The organism is Pseudomonas sp. Y5-11 (assembly GCF_022368695.1).
Lineage (GTDB): Bacteria > Pseudomonadota > Gammaproteobacteria > Pseudomonadales > Pseudomonadaceae > Aquipseudomonas > Aquipseudomonas parakoreensis.
Genome location: NZ_CP058974.1, coordinates 4,668,960 through 4,684,686, shown reverse-complemented (window position 1 = coordinate 4,684,686; position 15,727 = coordinate 4,668,960). Strand labels below are relative to the sequence as shown.

The 15,727-nt window shown below is 62.3% G+C and carries 14 protein-coding genes and 1 pseudogene; 1 reads left to right on the top strand and 14 read right to left on the bottom strand.

Translation table 11 applies throughout. The features are described 5' to 3' along the window. Positions 1–73: 73 nt before the first annotated feature. Complete coding sequence (locus HXW87_RS20565; RefSeq protein WP_182401762.1) at positions 74–880, top strand: class I SAM-dependent methyltransferase; 807 nt, start codon at positions 74–76, stop codon at positions 878–880. Positions 881–1,006: 126 nt separating this feature from the next. Here the strand turns inward: HXW87_RS20565 and HXW87_RS20560 are convergent, their stop codons facing one another. The 14 genes and pseudogenes from HXW87_RS20560 to HXW87_RS20495 all read right to left on the bottom strand — a co-directional run bounded on the left by HXW87_RS20560 (position 1,007) and on the right by HXW87_RS20495 (position 15,711). Next, positions 1,007–1,315, bottom strand: coding sequence for an addiction module antidote protein (locus HXW87_RS20560; RefSeq protein ID WP_182401760.1), 309 nt, complete (start codon positions 1,313–1,315; stop codon positions 1,007–1,009). Between the two features lie 2 nt (positions 1,316–1,317). After that, positions 1,318–1,608 (bottom strand): annotated as a pseudogene (locus HXW87_RS20555) (type II toxin-antitoxin system RelE/ParE family toxin). 175 nt (positions 1,609–1,783) lie between these two features. Then, positions 1,784–2,476, bottom strand: coding sequence for an N-acetyltransferase (locus HXW87_RS20550; RefSeq protein ID WP_239777630.1), 693 nt, complete (start codon positions 2,474–2,476; stop codon positions 1,784–1,786). 55 nt (positions 2,477–2,531) lie between these two features. Next, the gene (locus HXW87_RS20545) at positions 2,532–3,323 is read right to left on the bottom strand and encodes a ChbG/HpnK family deacetylase (RefSeq protein WP_047293343.1); all 792 of its coding nucleotides are present in this window, start codon (positions 3,321–3,323) and stop codon (positions 2,532–2,534) included. After that, positions 3,295–4,470, bottom strand: a complete 1,176-nt coding sequence (locus HXW87_RS20540) for a GNAT family N-acetyltransferase (protein WP_239777629.1) — start codon at positions 4,468–4,470, stop codon at positions 3,295–3,297. Before HXW87_RS20540 ends, HXW87_RS20545 begins: the two co-directional genes overlap by 29 nt. A 4-nt stretch (positions 4,471–4,474) precedes the next feature. Beyond that, the gene (locus HXW87_RS20535) at positions 4,475–5,164 is read right to left on the bottom strand and encodes an N-acetyltransferase (protein ID WP_182401754.1); all 690 of its coding nucleotides are present in this window, start codon (positions 5,162–5,164) and stop codon (positions 4,475–4,477) included. 176 nt (positions 5,165–5,340) lie between these two features. Beyond that, positions 5,341–7,260 (bottom strand): hypothetical protein, encoded by a 1,920-nt coding sequence (locus HXW87_RS20530; protein ID WP_239777628.1) that lies wholly within the window; start codon positions 7,258–7,260, stop codon positions 5,341–5,343. Next, a complete protein-coding gene (locus tag HXW87_RS20525; protein ID WP_239777627.1) occupies positions 7,257–8,561 on the bottom strand; it encodes an oligosaccharide flippase family protein in 1,305 nt (434 codons plus the stop codon). Before HXW87_RS20525 ends, HXW87_RS20530 begins: the two co-directional genes overlap by 4 nt. After that, positions 8,558–9,559: a polysaccharide deacetylase family protein gene (locus HXW87_RS20520; protein WP_239777626.1), complete on the bottom strand. Its 1,002-nt coding sequence runs from the start codon at positions 9,557–9,559 to the stop codon at positions 8,558–8,560. The genes HXW87_RS20525 and HXW87_RS20520 overlap by 4 nt, the downstream gene beginning before the upstream one ends. A 13-nt stretch (positions 9,560–9,572) precedes the next feature. Continuing rightward, a complete protein-coding gene (locus tag HXW87_RS20515; RefSeq protein ID WP_239777625.1) occupies positions 9,573–10,709 on the bottom strand; it encodes a glycosyltransferase in 1,137 nt (378 codons plus the stop codon). After that, positions 10,702–11,670: a glycosyltransferase gene (locus HXW87_RS20510; protein WP_239777624.1), complete on the bottom strand. Its 969-nt coding sequence runs from the start codon at positions 11,668–11,670 to the stop codon at positions 10,702–10,704. The genes HXW87_RS20515 and HXW87_RS20510 overlap by 8 nt, the downstream gene beginning before the upstream one ends. Then, positions 11,667–13,034: an O-antigen ligase family protein gene (locus HXW87_RS20505; RefSeq protein ID WP_239777623.1), complete on the bottom strand. Its 1,368-nt coding sequence runs from the start codon at positions 13,032–13,034 to the stop codon at positions 11,667–11,669. The genes HXW87_RS20510 and HXW87_RS20505 overlap by 4 nt, the downstream gene beginning before the upstream one ends. Further along, positions 13,031–14,122 carry a glycosyltransferase family 4 protein gene (locus HXW87_RS20500; RefSeq protein ID WP_239777622.1) on the bottom strand — a complete coding sequence of 364 codons (1,092 nt, stop codon included), beginning with the start codon at positions 14,120–14,122 and terminating at the stop codon, positions 13,031–13,033. The genes HXW87_RS20505 and HXW87_RS20500 overlap by 4 nt, the downstream gene beginning before the upstream one ends. Further along, positions 14,119–15,711: a Wzz/FepE/Etk N-terminal domain-containing protein gene (locus tag HXW87_RS20495; protein WP_047293354.1), complete on the bottom strand. Its 1,593-nt coding sequence runs from the start codon at positions 15,709–15,711 to the stop codon at positions 14,119–14,121. Before HXW87_RS20495 ends, HXW87_RS20500 begins: the two co-directional genes overlap by 4 nt. Positions 15,712–15,727 lie beyond the last annotated feature (16 nt).

The window sequence follows — 15,727 nt, the reverse complement described above, 5'->3', positions numbered from 1 at the left end:
TCGCAACAACCGTATTGATTGGGCTGTTCTAGACTCGGGGCCGCTCAATCACGAGCATCGTCCGGAGTGCGCCATGGAAGTGCCCAACAATAAAACCGCCATCGACAGCAATCGACAGGCGTGGAACGATTCCGCTCGCCATCATCGTGAATCGGCGGAATGGCGAGCGCTGTTGAACGACGTTTCGCAGGCAGATTTTTCCTGCCTCGACGATACCTTGCGCGGTCTGCTGGAACAGGTCGGCGTGGACGGTAAAGAGTTGATTCAACTCGGTTGCAACAACGGTCGCGAAAGCCTGTCGCTGTTTGCTCTCGGTGCACGCAGTGTGGTCGGCGTCGATCAATCGGAGGCGTTTCTCGAACAGGCTCGCGAATTGAACCAGCGCTCGCCGTACAACGCTGAATTCATCGAAAGCGATATCCATCACCTGCCGGCTGCGCTGCACAGCCGCTTCGACGTGGCGCTGATCACCATCGGCGTGCTGAACTGGATGCCCGACATCGGCGAGTTCTTTCGCCACGTGGCGTTAACCCTGAAACCGGGCGGCAAACTGGTGATCTATGAAACCCATCCGTTTCTGGAAATGGTCGACCCCGACGCCGAAGACCCGCACCGCCTCGCCAGCTCCTACTTCCGCGCCGAGCCATTCGTGCAGGAAGAACCGATTGTCTACGTCGGCAAGGTCGAGCAGCAGGCGGCCAAGTCCTACTGGTTCGTGCACACCCTCGGCGCGATCTTCAGCGGCGCCATCGCGGCCGGCCTGAACATCGCACACTTCAGGGAATATGCGCATTCGAATCGGGAGGAGGTGTATGACCAGTACCTGAATCGGCCAGCGCAGATGCCGCTGTGCTTCACCTTGGTCGCCAGCAAGGCCTGAAGCTTTCCATCGCTCCAACCGGCCTCATCGCTGGCAAGCCAGACTCCCACAGGTCTTCGGGTCTACACAACATCCTGTGGGAGCTGGCTTGCCAGCGATGGCGGCAGTCAAACCACCGTAAATTCTTCAGGAAACAGACTGATTGATTGCATGCCCCGGTTGAGCACAAAGATCAATGCCAAGGGCATGAATGACTTTTAGCACCGTCTCAAATCGAGGTTTTGCTCCGGGCGCAAAGGCCTTGTACAGACTTTCCCGACCCATGCCAGAGTCCTTGGCGATTTGAGTCATTCCGCGTGCTTTGACTACATAGCCGATTGCTCGGAGGAACTCTTCATTATCGCCGTCTGCAAGTACTTGTGAGAGGTACTCGCTTATGGCTTCGTCGCTATCCAGCAGTGCCACCATGTCGAACGTTGTCAAAGTCTGGCTCATGATTAAACCTCCTTTGCCATTTTTTTTGCGCGTTGTATGTCTGCACTTGAGTGGATTTATCACCTCCTGCCAGCAGTACGATGATTGCACCGTTACGCTTTGTGAAATAGACCCGATAACCAGCGCCAACATCCACTCGCAGTTCCGATACGCCATCGCCAACGGATTTGGCGTCACCCAAATTGCCCGTCGCAGCACGATCAATGACGGGTAATTGCAATTCTGGCTCGCAGGTCTCGAACAGAGGCATGCCAAGCCCTGAAAACCGCTGTTTGCTGGATAAGATAAGTCATTGCTCGACTGTATCCAATTGGATACGGTCAATCTATCGGTTGGATCTCTAAGCGACGCCGGATGCGCCAATAGAGGTCGTAGGCAGTGATCCCATTATTTGTAGGAACGAAAGCCTCTGTAGGAGCGAGCCTGCTCGCGATGGCGGCCAAATGGCCGCCATGTCTTACGACCGAATCACGCCTGCGCCGCCGCACTCACCACCGGCCGCCCAGGTTTGCGCAGGGGGTCCAGGCGTGAGCCTTGATAGCGGCTTTCGCGGTAGAAGCGCCAGCGGCCGAACAGGCCGTAGACGTGGGTGACGCGGCCCTGTTCGTGGTAGCCCATGCGGATGTGCAGCTTCAGCGCCGGGATGTTGTGGGTTTCGCAGACGTCGACGACTTTGTCGCAGCCTTGAGCCGCCATGGCTTCCCAGAGGGCGACTTGTACGTCCACCGACAGGCTGGTGCCGAAATACGGCCGAGCCATTTCGCCGCCGAATTCGAAGAACTCGCCAGGTTTCACCGGGAACCAGCAGCCGTAATAGTGGCGGTCGTGGTAGTCGCGAATGCTGCCCCAGATGAAGGCCACCGCGTGGCCGTCGGCATCGAGGTACATGTGTCCGGTGTGACCCTCGGCGGCGAGTTCGGCCATGGTGTCGACGCGATCGCCGAAGTGTTTGGCGAACGCCCCGGTGTTCAGCGGGGTGATATCGACTTTGCGCAGGCCTTCGTAGGGGCGCAGCTTGTGCGGCGGCACCGGGGAGACCAGATCGCGCTCCATCCACAGCAACTCCCAGTGGAAGAACACGTAGCGTTTCCACAGGGTGGCGAAGAGACGGCCGAGGCCTTTTTGACGGATGCGTTCGCGCAGCTTTTCGATAACACTCATGTTGCCCTCCGTGGCCGAGGCCCGGTGTGGTGGATGTTGCTGTTGTGAGGATGAATCAATCGAGTGCCGCGGCACCCCGTAAAAAATCTTTGTTCAAATCGGCATAGGACACCCGCGGCACCCCCGTCAGCCGCTGCTCCAGCACGCGGTTCAGGGATTCTCCGGGGTTGAGATAGGCATCGCCGAAATCGCTGTCGAGCTGATTGGGGTGGGCGACGATTTCCAGCACGCCGTCGCTCGGTGCGGGGGCGTTGCGCAGGTCCACTGGCGTGCATACGTAGTCCGCCGTCGCGCCGGCCAGGCTCTGCAAGCGCCAATTGAGCAAACCTTTGAACACGCGTTTCGGCAGACTGAGGTTCTGCCCCAGATTGCGCGCCAAACGAATCGGCACGCCTTGCTGAGCGGCAAACCGCGCGACGATTTCACCAATCGGCCAGATGTTGTGCACGTGTTGGTGCGAATCGATGTGGCTTGGCCGTACGCCATGCTCGACACAACGCTGCCACTGCGCCTGCAACTCTTCTCGTACTGCGTCGCGATCTTCGCGACTCAGCCACAGGCTATGGCGTGGCAGGCTCAGATCGAACACGCCGTGGCCATCGCAAAAGGTTCGGCTGCGCAGAATCGAAGCACTCAGCGGCCGGCCGTAAGTCAGATTGAAGTGCAATCCGACCCGACCTTGCAGCGATGCATGCCTGGCCATCGCACAGGCCGCCTCAAACGCCGGCATGTTGGCCATGGCCGTGGCCGAGCTGATGACCCCAGCCTGAAACGCGGCGAAGATCGTCGCGTTTTCGTTCGGGCTCAAACCGAAATCGTCAGCGTTGACTATGACTTGGCGAGGCATGATCGCCCTCCGTGGTGATGACGACAGGTGTCGGTGCCGGTCTGGCCGCACGTCGCACGCGCCATTGCTGCACCGTTGGTTTCAAGCGATGCCAGAGGCGCAACCCCAGCCCCAGCAATATCCCGCTGGGGCGCCAGGAATAGAAACTCCAGCGCCAGTGTTCCAGTTGCCCGGTCATGCGCTCGTGTAACTGGTGGCTGGAGTTTTCCAGGCTGACCCGCGAGGCATCGATCCAGCGCCAGTGCTCATCCAGCCCCCAGCGAATCCATTCCTCCAGCAACACCCGGCCGCTGCCCAGATCGGCGTATTGCGGCAGGAACGCGAGGTTGTAATCGTAGAGTCGGCCCTGTTCGAACAGGCCGAGCCGATAGCTGATGCAACGTCCGTCCAGTTCCAGCATCACCACGCGCACCCGATCCGAAGCGGCGAGGGCGGTGAAGGCGGTTTCCATGCAGCGGCGGCTGCGTTCGCTGGCAAAGATCCCGACGCCTTCGTCGCCTTTCCAGCTGACCGCTTCGACTTCGCTGATGGCCTGCAACAATGGGCCCATGCTGGTCGCGTCGGGAATGATCCGCCGCACCTCGGCGCCGCACGCGGCAATCCGTTTGCGTGCCCGGCGCAGCTTGTAGCGCGGGTCGCCCGAGACTTCCTGGCGGTCAGCCTCGCTGATCAGGTGCACCGGCACCCGGCAACTCAAGCGACGTTCGCCGGTGGAGCTGTGGGCCATCCATTCGGTGAGCACGCTTTCGTCGCCGACCGGCTCGGAGATTTCGTTAAATTGCAAAAGGGCTTGGGGCACTCGCTGGCGAATCAGCCGCAGGACCTGGCGCATGTCTTCGGCGCCCAGCAGTGATAGCAACGCCAGGCGATCGGTCAGCGGATAACCCAGGTGATGCACTACCCGAAATGGCAATCCGAAAAACCTTTCACGGCTCGCCACCAGTGGCAGGCACAGGCGCAATTCGTCTGCTTCCCAACCCAGCAATACATGCAGCCGCTCATGCGCGTCGAGCGCCTGCTCTGCCGCACACAGCCAGTCGAGGCTGTTGAACGGCGTGTGATCCGTCACCCGCAGGCGCAGCGCTTCATAGGCCGCCGCCGGAAAGTCGGGTGCGCACAACGAAGTGCGCCATTCGAATCGCGCCATAGACTCAGGCCGCCGTTGCTGTGACAGGTGGACGGGACGGTTTGCGCAGCGCATCCAGCCGCGAGCCGCTGTAGCGGGTTTCGCGGTAGAAGCGCCAGCGACCGAACAGGGTGTAGACGTTCATGATCCGGCCTTGCTCGGTGTACCCCATGCGCAAATGCAGTTTCAGCGCCGGGATGTTGTGGAATTCGCAGACGTCCACCACCTTGTCGCAGCCTTGGGCCGCCATGGCTTTCCACAGTTGCAGTTGCAGGTCTACCGACAGTTCGCTGCCCCAGTAGGCGCGGGTCAGTTCGCCGCCGAACTCGAAGAATTCTCCGGGTTTCACCGGGAACAGGCAGCCGTAGTAATGCCGGTCGAAGTAGTCCCGTGCGCTGCCCCAGATGAACGCCACGGCATCGCCCTGATCGTCCAGGTGCATGTGCCCGGTGTGCCCTTCGTTGGCCAGCTCGGCCATGGTCCCGACGCGGTCGCCGAAGTAGCGGGCAAAGGCGCTGGCGTTGTCGGCGGTGATTTTTACTACCCGCAGCGGCGGGTACGGTTTGAGGCTGTGCGGTGGCACCGGACTGACCAGATCGCGCTCCATCCACAGCAGTTCCTGATGGAAAAACACGTAGTGCTTCCACGCCTTGGCGAGAGTGGCGCGCAGGCCTTTTTGTTTGATGTGCTGGCTGAGTTTGCTGACGGTACCCATGTTCTGTACTCCGGCGATATCGCAGGGCGAACGACTGTGGCGAGGGAGCTTGCTCCCGCTCGGCTGCGCAGCAGTCGCCAATGGGGTCGCAAGTATTGGGGCTGCTTCGCAGCCCGGCGGGAGCAAGCTCCCTCGCCACAATTTTGTTTTCGCCATGCATTGTCTGAAATTCGGGTTCATGACGCGCTCCAGCTCAGGGCGAACAGGGTTTCCCCTGGCAAGTCGAAGCTGACGCGTCCGTCGCGGCAGGCGAATGGCGCATCGCGGCTGCGGTTGTCCGTGCCGAAGTAACGCAACGCACCGTTGTTGAGTGGGCACTTGACGCCACTCAGGTCGACCCGCTGCAAACGCGTGCCCTTGTTCACACCGAGCAGGCCACGCTGGTCGTCGCCGGCCATCGCCAGCACATCGACTTCAAAGCCGTCGTTCTCCAGCCACAGCACCTGATGCAGCCAGTGCTGCGCGATGAACTGCTGGGCCAGCCCCACCGGTTTCAGCTCGAAACCCTCAGCGCCCAGGACCCGGATCATGCCTTTGGGGTATTCCGGTTCATCGGCGGCCTGAAACCAGTTGAGCATGCTCAGCAAACCGTCCTGCGAGGCGTTGATCACCACCGACGTCCACCACAGCGCGGCGTAGCGGGTTTCCTGATCGTAGGGGCTGAGGCTGGAGCCGCTGGACAGGTTGGTCTGATCCAGCAGCAAAGCCTTGCGCGGTTGGCCGCGAGCGTCGAGGCCAACCAGTTCGGCAGCGCGGCGCACGCTGTCGCGGTAGACCCGGGTGGCAAGCAGATCGCGGATCATCCATTCGTGCCACGCCAGCGCGTCGATCTGCCCGGCGGATTCACCGAGCAAGCGCCGCGCCCAGTCAATGCCACGCTTGTCTGCCGCGTTATCGGCGAACGGCCCGTTGACCAGCCGCGAACTGGCCGGCATGGCGATGCGCACGCCGGCCCTGGCATTCGCTGGATCGCTGCGTACTTGCCTGGCCATGCTGGCGAAAATCGCCCGGTATTGCTCGAAGCTCGAATAGTTGAGGTTCGGCTCATCGGCAAAACCGATGTAGTGCGTGCCCGTGCCGCCCAAGGCGCGGGTGCCGGCCAGCCACGCGTCGAGCCCGCCATTGCTTTGCACGTCGGCGCGCAGATCGGCCTGACGCTGGCTGCCGGCGAGCAGGGTGATGTCCTGACGGATGCCGAAGCGCTCCTGATAAACCTTGCGGAACGCGTCTTCGAAGTGCGGATTCTTCGCCGTGACATCGACAAAGCTGTAGTAACTGGCGGCGGTCGCTTTCAACGCATCCAGCACCGCATGGCTACTGGCGGGCGGCATCACGTAGGGCAGGGCGATGCCCAGATCCGGGGTGCGTCCGAGGATTTTGTCGTGCAGGGTCAGGTGGATCTGGCCGGTCTCTTCGCGCACAGGTTTGAGTTGCTGCGGCGTCTGCGCAAACCGATTGGCCGTGCCGTCGAGCCAGAACGCCGCTTTGCCGCTGCCTTGCAGGCGCAGACGCCAGACCTGTTCGCGTTCGCTGACCGGCAACGCCAGTTGATCGAACTGCCAGTAGGCGCGATAGGGTTTGAGCGCCAGCGTCAGTGGCTGATCATCGCCCACGCGTTGCGCCTGCAGCGCGTTGACCCCGCCATGAAACTTGCCGGCCAGCACCGCGTGTTCCCCTGGCGCCACCTTGAAATACAACTCGTCGCCGTTCTGTGTCTGCGCGCTGAAATGCACCTTGGCCGGCTCGAACAGCGCCACCGTGTGCTCATCGTGTTCGACCCGATAATTGCGGAAGCTGTAGCCAGGGATTTCCAGGCGATAACTGGCAGCGCCGGGCAGCAACGGCCAGCTCTGGGTGCCGCGGGTTTCGCTGGCCTTGATCAAGCGTTCGCCCTGCAGTTTGCCCTGGCCGTCGAGCAGGTACAGATGCTCTTCGTTGGCGTCGGCCTGCCACGCCGGAGTCCAGCGCACGGTCACGCTGTCCGGGCGGTCGGCTTGCAGATACAGGCTGCCGTCGCGGATTTCGCCCCAGCGCATCGACGCGGCAAAGGCGTCCAGCGACAGGCCGAGACCGAGCAGCAGGACCAGGCGGTTCATGCGGCCTTCCGGTGCAGCATCTGCCACATCGGCGGGATGTCACTGGGCAGGATGATCAGGGTTTGCCAGAACGCCACGCCGCTCAAACGGCAGTACAACACCAGCATCGCCACCGTCACCGCCAGATAGGCAATCGACGACGCCGCTGCTGCGCCGACGATGCCGTAGGCCGGAATCAACACCAGGTTCAGCGCCAGATTGAGCAGGGCGCCGAGGCCCATCAGCAGCGACACCGTACCGGGGCGGTTTTTCCCCAGCAGGTCCAGACGCAGGATGCTCGCGTAGCACAGCCCGAGCAGCCCCGGCAGCAAGGCGAGCAGCGCCGGATACGCCGGTTGGTAAGCGATGCCGAACAGGGTGACGATCAGCCAGTTGCCGATCACGGCCATGCTCAGGCACGCGCCGAGCATCACTGTGGCGGTCAGGCGCAGGGCCAGCGGGGTGACCTTGTCCATGCCTTCGTCCTGTTGCAGCAGGCGTTTCATCAGCGGCGTGGTCACCGCTTCCGGGACGATCAGCAGCAGTTCGGCGGCGGCGCTGGCCATCGCATAATGACCCAGCGCGGTGCTGCCGAGCAGAGCGCCGATGAACAGGTAGTCCGAGCGCAGAATCACCTGCTGGAACAGCAGATCCGGATGGCTGCGCGCGCTGTAGCGCAGCAGTTCGTTCTGGCTGGCGCGATCCCATTGCAGGTGCAGCGGTTGCGCGCGTTTGAGCCAGACCCAACCGGCCAGCACCACCAGGCTGATTCCGGCCAGCCAACTGATCAACGCCGCTTCCAGTGCCGCGCTTTTCCACATCCAGAACAGCGCGAGAAACAGCAGCAGCGGCGCCAGCGATTCGGTCAGGCGCAAGGCGTTGAACGCGACCACGCCACCGGAGGCGTTGTGCAGGGTCAGCAGACCGCTTTTCAGCACGGTCAGCGGTACCGCCAGCAGTAACAGCCAGGCCAGCAGACCGAGCTGCACGGTGACATCCAGTTCACTGCCGAACTCACGCACCAGCGCCACCACCAACAAGGTCAACAGGCCGGCGAGCAAGCATCCGAACACCAGCACCTGACTCAGCAGCAGCCCCATCGGCCGTTGCTTGGCGGCCTGATAACCGACGGCTGAATTCAACCCGCCACTGGTGGCAGCGCTGATCAGATCGGGCAAGGTGCTGAGCAGCGCAAACAACCCGCGCTCACTGGGGCCGAGGATCCGCGCCAGCAGCACGTTGCGCAGCAAACGCAAGGCGATCATCGCCAGTTTGGTGCCCATGCTCAGCGCCAGATGCTTGAGGTAATGGCTGCGGCTCATGGCCGGTTTCCACGAAAGATGCGCCACGACAGCAGCTCGGGATTACGCGCGGTGCGTTGACTGACGCCGAAACGTGGCAGGTTCAGTGGATCGCCTTCGCCGCGATAGATGCCGGTGCCGGTGCCCAGCGCGAACGGGTAATCGTGGGCAGCCATCTGCTTGCGCACACGGTCGTCGTTGTTGCCGTTGGGGTAGCAATACACCGGCAGTGGCCGGTTGCAGCCGTTGTTCAAGGCGTCGCGGCTGCGGCGGATTTCTTCGCTCAGGCGCACATCGTCCAGTTCCGTGAGGATCGCGTGGCTGGCGCCGTGCGGGCCGAAACGCACCAGCCCCGAGGCTTCCAGCGCCCGCACCTGATGCCAGTCCAGCGCTTGCGGCTGCGCTTCGGGCGGACATTCGTCAGTCAGGCGTTCGAGCATCGCCGGTTCAAGGTCTTTGAGGCTTTGCAGGTAATGCAGCAGCGACAGGCTGCGGCGGTCGACATCGATGTCATCGACCAGTACCGGCAGTGGGTGGTGGATCATGTGCAGGTATTCGATCAAGTGCATGCGGGCCTTTTCGCCATGGCTGCCCCACAGGGTCTCGCCAAGGCTTTCCCACCAGAAGCGCTGACGGCTGCCGATGAAGTCGGTGGAGAGAAAGATGCTCGCCGGCACCTGATGTTTTTGCAGCAGCGGGAACGCATTGACCGCGTTGTCGCGCCAGCCGTCGTCGAACGTCAGCGCCACCCGTGGGCGGTCGCTGCGCAGTGAGGTGGGCGCAAGGATGTCCATCAGCGGCACGCAATCGAAGTGTCGGCGCAGCCACACCAGCAGGTGCTCGAAGGCTTTCGGTCCGACACACAGCTCATTGCGGTGCGGCAGGTCGGCGGCGCGGTCGTTGGCCAGCACCCGGTGCAACATCAGGATCACCCCGGCGCCGTGCAGCTGATTACGTCCCACCGGGGAATTGAGGTAAAGCCAGCCACTGGTGCGTTTTATTAATTGTTTGATCGCCATGGCTTCGCTCCTTTCAACGGTTTTGTTCAGGATTCCACTGGGCGTAACGCTGGCCGCGCAGGAACTGCCACAGGCCGATGCTCATGCCTGCCAGCGTGACCAGCAGAAATGCCGCAAGGCGAAACGGTTTGGGTAACCGGTGTTGTGAATCCAGCAGTCCGGCAATCGCCACGGCGTAACCGAACAGTTGGGCGATCAGGGCCAGTCGATAGAATCCGTGGTCCTCCCACAGCCAGAAATTGCTCAGCAGCAGTGGCAGCAGGAGGATCGGTGCCAGGCGGCGGATCAGCTTGTGGCTGATCAGCGCAATCGAATACAAGCCATGTTTGAGCGGGTTGAGCAGTTCACGGCGCTGGGCGAGGCTTTGCAGGCCACCGACGGTGACGCGTTGACGGCGGCGGAATTGTTTATCCGCTTCGTCGACACCGTGGTCGATCACCTGCGCCTCGGGCACATAGACAATGCGCTTGAAGGCGACCGGCGCGCAGGTGCTGAGAAAGAAGTCGTCATTGACCTCCGCCGGTACGCTCTGGAACAGCTCGCGGCGCAGGGCGAGCAGGGCGCCGTCTGCCGAGACCATGCAACCGGTGCGATTCTCCACCCGGCGCAGCCAGCCCTCGTAATGCCGGTACAGACTGTCGCCGACGCTCAAGCCGCCACCGGTCACCGGAATCACCATGTGCCCGGCGCAGGCGCCGACATTCGGGTCACTGAGGGGCGCGAGCAGGTAGCCGAGGGTTTCCCGCGACCATTGGTTATCGGCATCGGTGAACACCAGGATATCGCCGGTCGCCAGCGCCGCCCCGGCGTTCAGCGTTGCCGCTTTGCCCTGGCGCGGCAGATCGAGCACGGTGATGCGCGAATCGACCACCTTGTGCGCACAGGCCACGGTGTCGTCGGTCGAGCCGTCGCTGGCGAGGATGATCTGCAGCGTGGCCGGCTGATAGTCCTGCGCCAGCAGCGTGCGCAATTTGTGCTCGATGTGCCTCGCCTCGTTGTGCGCGGCGATCACGATGCTGATATTCAGCGGCGGCGCCGGGCTGTGGCGCCAGGCCGGAAACAGCGGCGCCAGCACAGTCAGCAGCAGCGGGTAGCCAAGGTAGGCGTACACCGGCAGCAGCAGGCATAGCCAGAAAATGAATTCAGCCACGGGCAGGCCTCCTGGCATTCCAATGACACAGACTGAGAATGAACGCGGCGCCCGCCAGGTGCAGACGCACCCAGTGCAGGCCCCATAGTTGCAGGGTCAGGCCGATGTCGCGGTGTTTGATACTCTGCCGCACGCTCAGTACCAGCCCCGGCAGAAGGGTCAACGCGACCATGGTCGCGGCGTGATGCGGGAAGCCGTCGAGCAACGCTGAAATCGCCAGGAAATCGAGGATCCACACCGCAATCGACAGCAACGGAAAACGCAGCAGGCGCAGGCTGAACCCGTGGGTGCGCAGCAGTTGCAGATGACTGCCCTGGCGCCACATTTCCTTGCCCATCCACTCGCGCCAGTTCATTTCGTAGCCCCAGTGCAGGGCGACGTTGTTGTTGATCGAGAGCAATACGGCGCCGTTGTCGCGCAGGCGCAGGGTGAATTCCTTGTCCTCGCCAGTGCGCAGGTGTTCGTCGAAACCGCCGACCTTGTCGAACCAGCGCCGGCGCATCAGCAGGTTGGAGCTGGGTAGCCAGTCCACCGGGTGCGAGCTCTGGCTGGACGGGCGCAGCGTGCGCCGTTGCCAGGCAGCGGCGTACCATGGCGCGGCAGCGGGGGTGTGCAGGTCCAGACCGAACACATCGGCCTGACCTTCGGCTTGCAGCTCGAACAAGGGCTTGAGCCAGTCTTCGGGCATCTCGACGTCGGCATCAATGAATGCTATCCACTCGCCGCTTGCCAGCAGCGCGCCGCGATTGCGCAGCGCACCGATCAGCAGGCCCGGCAGCACCAGCACCTGTGCACCGAACTGGCGGGCGATGTGCGGGCCGTCGTCGCTCGAACCGTTGTCGACCACGATCAACTCGCACTCGACATCGGCTGCATGTGCGGCTTTTTGCGCGGCCAGCAGCGTGCGGCCAATGTGCCGGGCCTCGTTGAACATCGGGATGATGATGCTGATCCGTCTCATGTCCTTGCCTCGGTCAGTGGCGCCTGCTCGGCCTTGAGGCGCAGGACGCTGGTCAGCGCGAGCATGATCCACACGTATTTCTGGTTCGGCGCGCTGAGGAACATCAGGAACAGGGTCAGCGACAGGAAGCTCACGCCGAGGTGGGTCATCAGATTTGCCTGTTGCCAATCGCGCCGCAGCATCCACGCGGCGCGTGCGCGAATCAGGTTGTACAGGCCCAGGCCGAGCATACCGACGAACAGCAGGCCGGCAGGAATCCCCAGTTCACTGAAGATTTCCAGGTAGGTGTTGTGGGCACGGCGGTACAGGTCGCCGATCTTGCGGTTGGCGGAAAACGCCTTGGCGTAGCCGGTGGTCGCGTAGTGCAGCGGGAAGGTGCCGGGGCCGGAACCGAGCAGCGGGTTCTCGCGGATCATCTGCCCGCCGACCACGATGTACGAGGCGCGGCGGCCGAGGGATTCATCCTGGGCCTTGGAGCCGGCACTGAGAATACTCAGCGACTGAATGCGCGCGGCGTAGCCGGCGGGCATCGCGTAGATTGCCAGCGGGATCACGATGGCTGCACCGAGCATGGCGAAGCCCAGGTGCCGAGGGCGAATCCGCGTCAGTTGCGCGCGGTAGTGCCAGCAACCGATCAGCAGACTCAAGGCCACCACCACCAGCCCGGAGCGCGATTCGGTCTTGGTCATGCCACCGAGCAGCAGCAGGCAGCAAGCGCCCCAGAACAAGCGGTGCAGCAGGTTAGGCCCCCGAATCACCAGCAGCAGGCCCAGCGGAATGGCGAAGGCGATCAGCAGGGCGAAGGCGTTGGGGTCCTCCAGCAGCCCGGCGGCGCGGCCTTGATCCTGGAATTTGGTCGAGAACATCGCCATGGCGCAGGTGGCACTGACGCTCAGGGTCACCAGTCGGGCAAACAGGTCAAGATTCAGTTCACGGCCGATCAACAGGGTAATGACAAACAGGATCAGGCCGACGCTCAGTTCGCGCAGGTGTCCCAACGACATGCTCACGTCATCGGTGTTGAGCAGGCTGAGGAAATACAGGACCAGAAACCACAGCAGAAACCGCCAGATATTGCTGCGCAGGCGCTCGCCGGGAATCTGGTGCAGGGCCAGTTGCAGCATCACGATCACCGCCAGCGAGGCGCCGATCAGTTTGCTTCCGGACAGCGCACTGTCCTTGAAGAAACCTTCAAACGGTACCAGCGCGGCAATGCCCAGCAGGCCCCAGGTCGGCTTGCGGTACAACACCGTGAACCCCACCAGGCCAATGACCGCGCCGGGTGCGAGAAATGGATAAGGGCTGGCGAGCAGACCGATGCACACCAGACCGAGCAGCGTGACGATCGAGAGCGGGAAAATCATGCGCGTGCCTCCCGTGCCGTGCGGATGTACAGCTGCGACCAGCGTTCGGCCAGAGCCTTGAGGTCGTAGCGATCCTGTTGCGTACGCTTTGCGTTGTCACACAATTGCCGAGCCAGGTTCGGCTCGTTCAGCAGGTTATCGAGCTGGCGGGCGAGGTCGGCGCTGGCGGCGGGTGTCGCCAGCAAGCCGTTGTGCCGGTGTTCGAGTACATCGGGAATGCCGCCGACCGCAAACGCCACCACCGGCACGCCGCTCTGCATCGCTTCGAGCAGAATCATCGGCGTGCCTTCGGTGCGCGAGCTGATCACCAGCGCATCGAGTTGCTGCCACCACGGCTGCATGGCGGTCTGGTAGCCGGGCAGACGAATTCGTTGCTGCAAACCTGCGGCGTCGATCCGCGCCTGCAGCGCCTCTCGTTCCGGACCGTCGCCGAGCATCACCGCGTCCAGTTGCGGATGCTGGTGACACAGCGGAATCAGGGCATCGAGAAACAGGTCCGGGCCTTTCTCGCTGCTCAAGCGCCCGACATAACCGGCCAGCCAGCGCTGGCGGTCAACGTTGCTGACCCGCGCGGCGGCAGCGGGTAAACCGTTGGGGATCACCTGCAGCTTTTCAGCTTGCACGCTGGCCTGACGATGCAATACCGCGATGCTCTCGGCCACGCACACCACCCGATCCACCGAGGCGGTGCGGCACAACTGCAGACTCAGCCAGGTGTAGAACTTCTGTTTGCGGCTGCGCGGGGTGAAGCCGTGCTGGGTGATGACCAGCGGCAAACGCAACAGCGTCGCGCCGACCCAGCCGAACAACAGCCCCTTGAAGTTGTGAGTGTTGATCAGCGGCCGTTCGCTGCGCCGGGCCCGCAGGTGGCGCAACAACTCACCCAGCCCGGCACAACCACGACAGTCCACCCCGGCCTCGCGAAAGCGCGCGATCAACGCTGGCGGTGCATCGAGAAACAGCACCTGGTGCTGCCCCGGTGTCGCCAGGCAGTGATCGAGCAACATGCGCTCGGCCCCATAGAAGCCGCCGCTGCTGAGCAAGTGAATGATCGGCAGCGCGGCATTCGGGGTGGAGGGCGTGTTCAATTGCGCACCCAGTGCACGAAGCTTGGCACGGTCCAGTTCTTGTGCGGATTGCTCGGCAGCACGTTCTCGTCGTTGATCACCAGCAACACCGGCAGGCCCAGTTCGTGGGTGATTTGCGCCGGGTGTTTGAACCGGTGATCGAAGAACTCACGCACATAGACCAGGGCAATCGCCAGCAGCAGACCGGTGAACAGCCCGAACGGGATGATCAGCAGCGGTTTGGGGAACGCCGGCTCGGTTGGCTCAAACGGCGGGCTGAGCACTTTGGCGTTCGACAGGTCATCGTTGAGCGAACCGGCGGTGCTGCTTTCGGCGAAGCGTTGCGCATAGGTCGAGAACGCCGTGTGCAGCGCGTCGATTTCCGTGTCCATCTGCCGCAGCTTGCTCTGGGTCTGTTGCAAGGTGTGGATGCGGTTCTTGAACTCGGCGATGCGCGCGGTTTTCTGATCGATCACCTGTTGCACCACGGCCAGGTCATTGGTGCGTTCCTGAATGCGGTTGCTCACCACTTTAAGGAACTGCTGGCGGGTGCGGGCAATCTGCTCACGGGTCAGCAGCATCGGCTCGCTGCCGGGCTGGAACACGGCGAGGTCATTCATGTAGCGGCTGACCTGAGTGGTCAGTTGCTCGCCCAACTGTTTGATTTCCCGATCCTCGAATGCCACGTTATCGACGGTGGTGGTGAAGGTGAAGGGGAAGGTGTAGTCGTTGAGCTTGTTGCTGCTGGCGGCCGTCAGCGCGGTTTTCAGGTATTCGAGCCAGCGCTGGCTCTGCAACAGGCGATCCTGATACAGGTTCAGGGCCTGCTCTTCGGTATTGATCGCGTTCAGGCGGAAGGTGATTTCTTCCTTCGGATCGGACGATGCAACACTTTCCAGCAGCGCTTGCCGATTACCTTCCAGCCCGTCGAGACGCACCTGATACAAGTGCTTCTTGGTTTCGTAGAAAGACTGCGGCAGGTCGATCGACTGCAGCGCCTGACGGCTGACCAGATAGTTCTGCAACAAGGCGCTGACGAAGGTCGTGCCCTGATGCGGATCCGGGAAGCTGTAGATGATCGAGATCACGTTGGAGCCGGGCAGGGTCTCGATCTTCAGGCTGTCGATCGCATCTTGCGTCAAGCCATCGAGCACCGTGTCACGTACCGGATCGGTTTGCAGCCCGAGCATGTTGCGCAGGGGATTGATCACGTACTCACGCAGCGGCGAAGAGACGTAACGGCGGAACGGGTTGCTCACCAGTTTGGCGAATACGCCCACAGGCGGGTCGTACTCGCCCTTGTCGCGTAGCTCGCTGATGGTCTGGCGGATCAGCGCCGGGGACCGCAGGATGTTGCTTTCGGTTTCCATGTCCGCCAGCGACGGCGGAATGAAGGTGGCGTTATCGACCGTCAGTGACGTGGTGGCGTCACCCTGAGAGAGTTTTTTCGACTGCACGATCACCTGGGCGGTGATATCGAAGCTCTGCTTGAGCACCAGCGGCAGTACCAACGCGATGACTGCAAAGATCAGGAAGACCCGTTTCACCAGCTGCTTGTTGGCGAAGAAGATCCTGAAGAACTCATGCAGGTAGTTTTCCTTTGGATTCATGATCGGTCACCTGAGA

What these genes read in the sequence shown, in the direction of transcription:
- HXW87_RS20540 (WP_239777629.1), bottom strand. Translation starts at nt 4,470, where the DNA reads ATGGCGCGATTCGAATGGCGCACTTCGTTGTGCGCACCCGACTTTCCG.
- HXW87_RS20560 (WP_182401760.1), bottom strand. Translation starts at nt 1,315, where the DNA reads ATGAGCCAGACTTTGACAACGTTCGACATGGTGGCACTGCTGGATAGC.
- HXW87_RS20495 (WP_047293354.1), bottom strand. Translation starts at nt 15,711, where the DNA reads ATGAATCCAAAGGAAAACTACCTGCATGAGTTCTTCAGGATCTTCTTC.
- HXW87_RS20535 (WP_182401754.1), bottom strand. Translation starts at nt 5,164, where the DNA reads ATGGGTACCGTCAGCAAACTCAGCCAGCACATCAAACAAAAAGGCCTG.
- HXW87_RS20505 (WP_239777623.1), bottom strand. Translation starts at nt 13,034, where the DNA reads ATGATTTTCCCGCTCTCGATCGTCACGCTGCTCGGTCTGGTGTGCATC.
- HXW87_RS20520 (WP_239777626.1), bottom strand. Translation starts at nt 9,559, where the DNA reads ATGGCGATCAAACAATTAATAAAACGCACCAGTGGCTGGCTTTACCTC.
- HXW87_RS20510 (WP_239777624.1), bottom strand. Translation starts at nt 11,670, where the DNA reads ATGAGACGGATCAGCATCATCATCCCGATGTTCAACGAGGCCCGGCAC.
- HXW87_RS20565 (WP_182401762.1), top strand. Translation starts at nt 74, where the DNA reads ATGGAAGTGCCCAACAATAAAACCGCCATCGACAGCAATCGACAGGCG.
- HXW87_RS20530 (WP_239777628.1), bottom strand. Translation starts at nt 7,260, where the DNA reads ATGAACCGCCTGGTCCTGCTGCTCGGTCTCGGCCTGTCGCTGGACGCC.
- HXW87_RS20550 (WP_239777630.1), bottom strand. Translation starts at nt 2,476, where the DNA reads ATGAGTGTTATCGAAAAGCTGCGCGAACGCATCCGTCAAAAAGGCCTC.
- HXW87_RS20545 (WP_047293343.1), bottom strand. Translation starts at nt 3,323, where the DNA reads ATGCCTCGCCAAGTCATAGTCAACGCTGACGATTTCGGTTTGAGCCCG.
- HXW87_RS20525 (WP_239777627.1), bottom strand. Translation starts at nt 8,561, where the DNA reads ATGAGCCGCAGCCATTACCTCAAGCATCTGGCGCTGAGCATGGGCACC.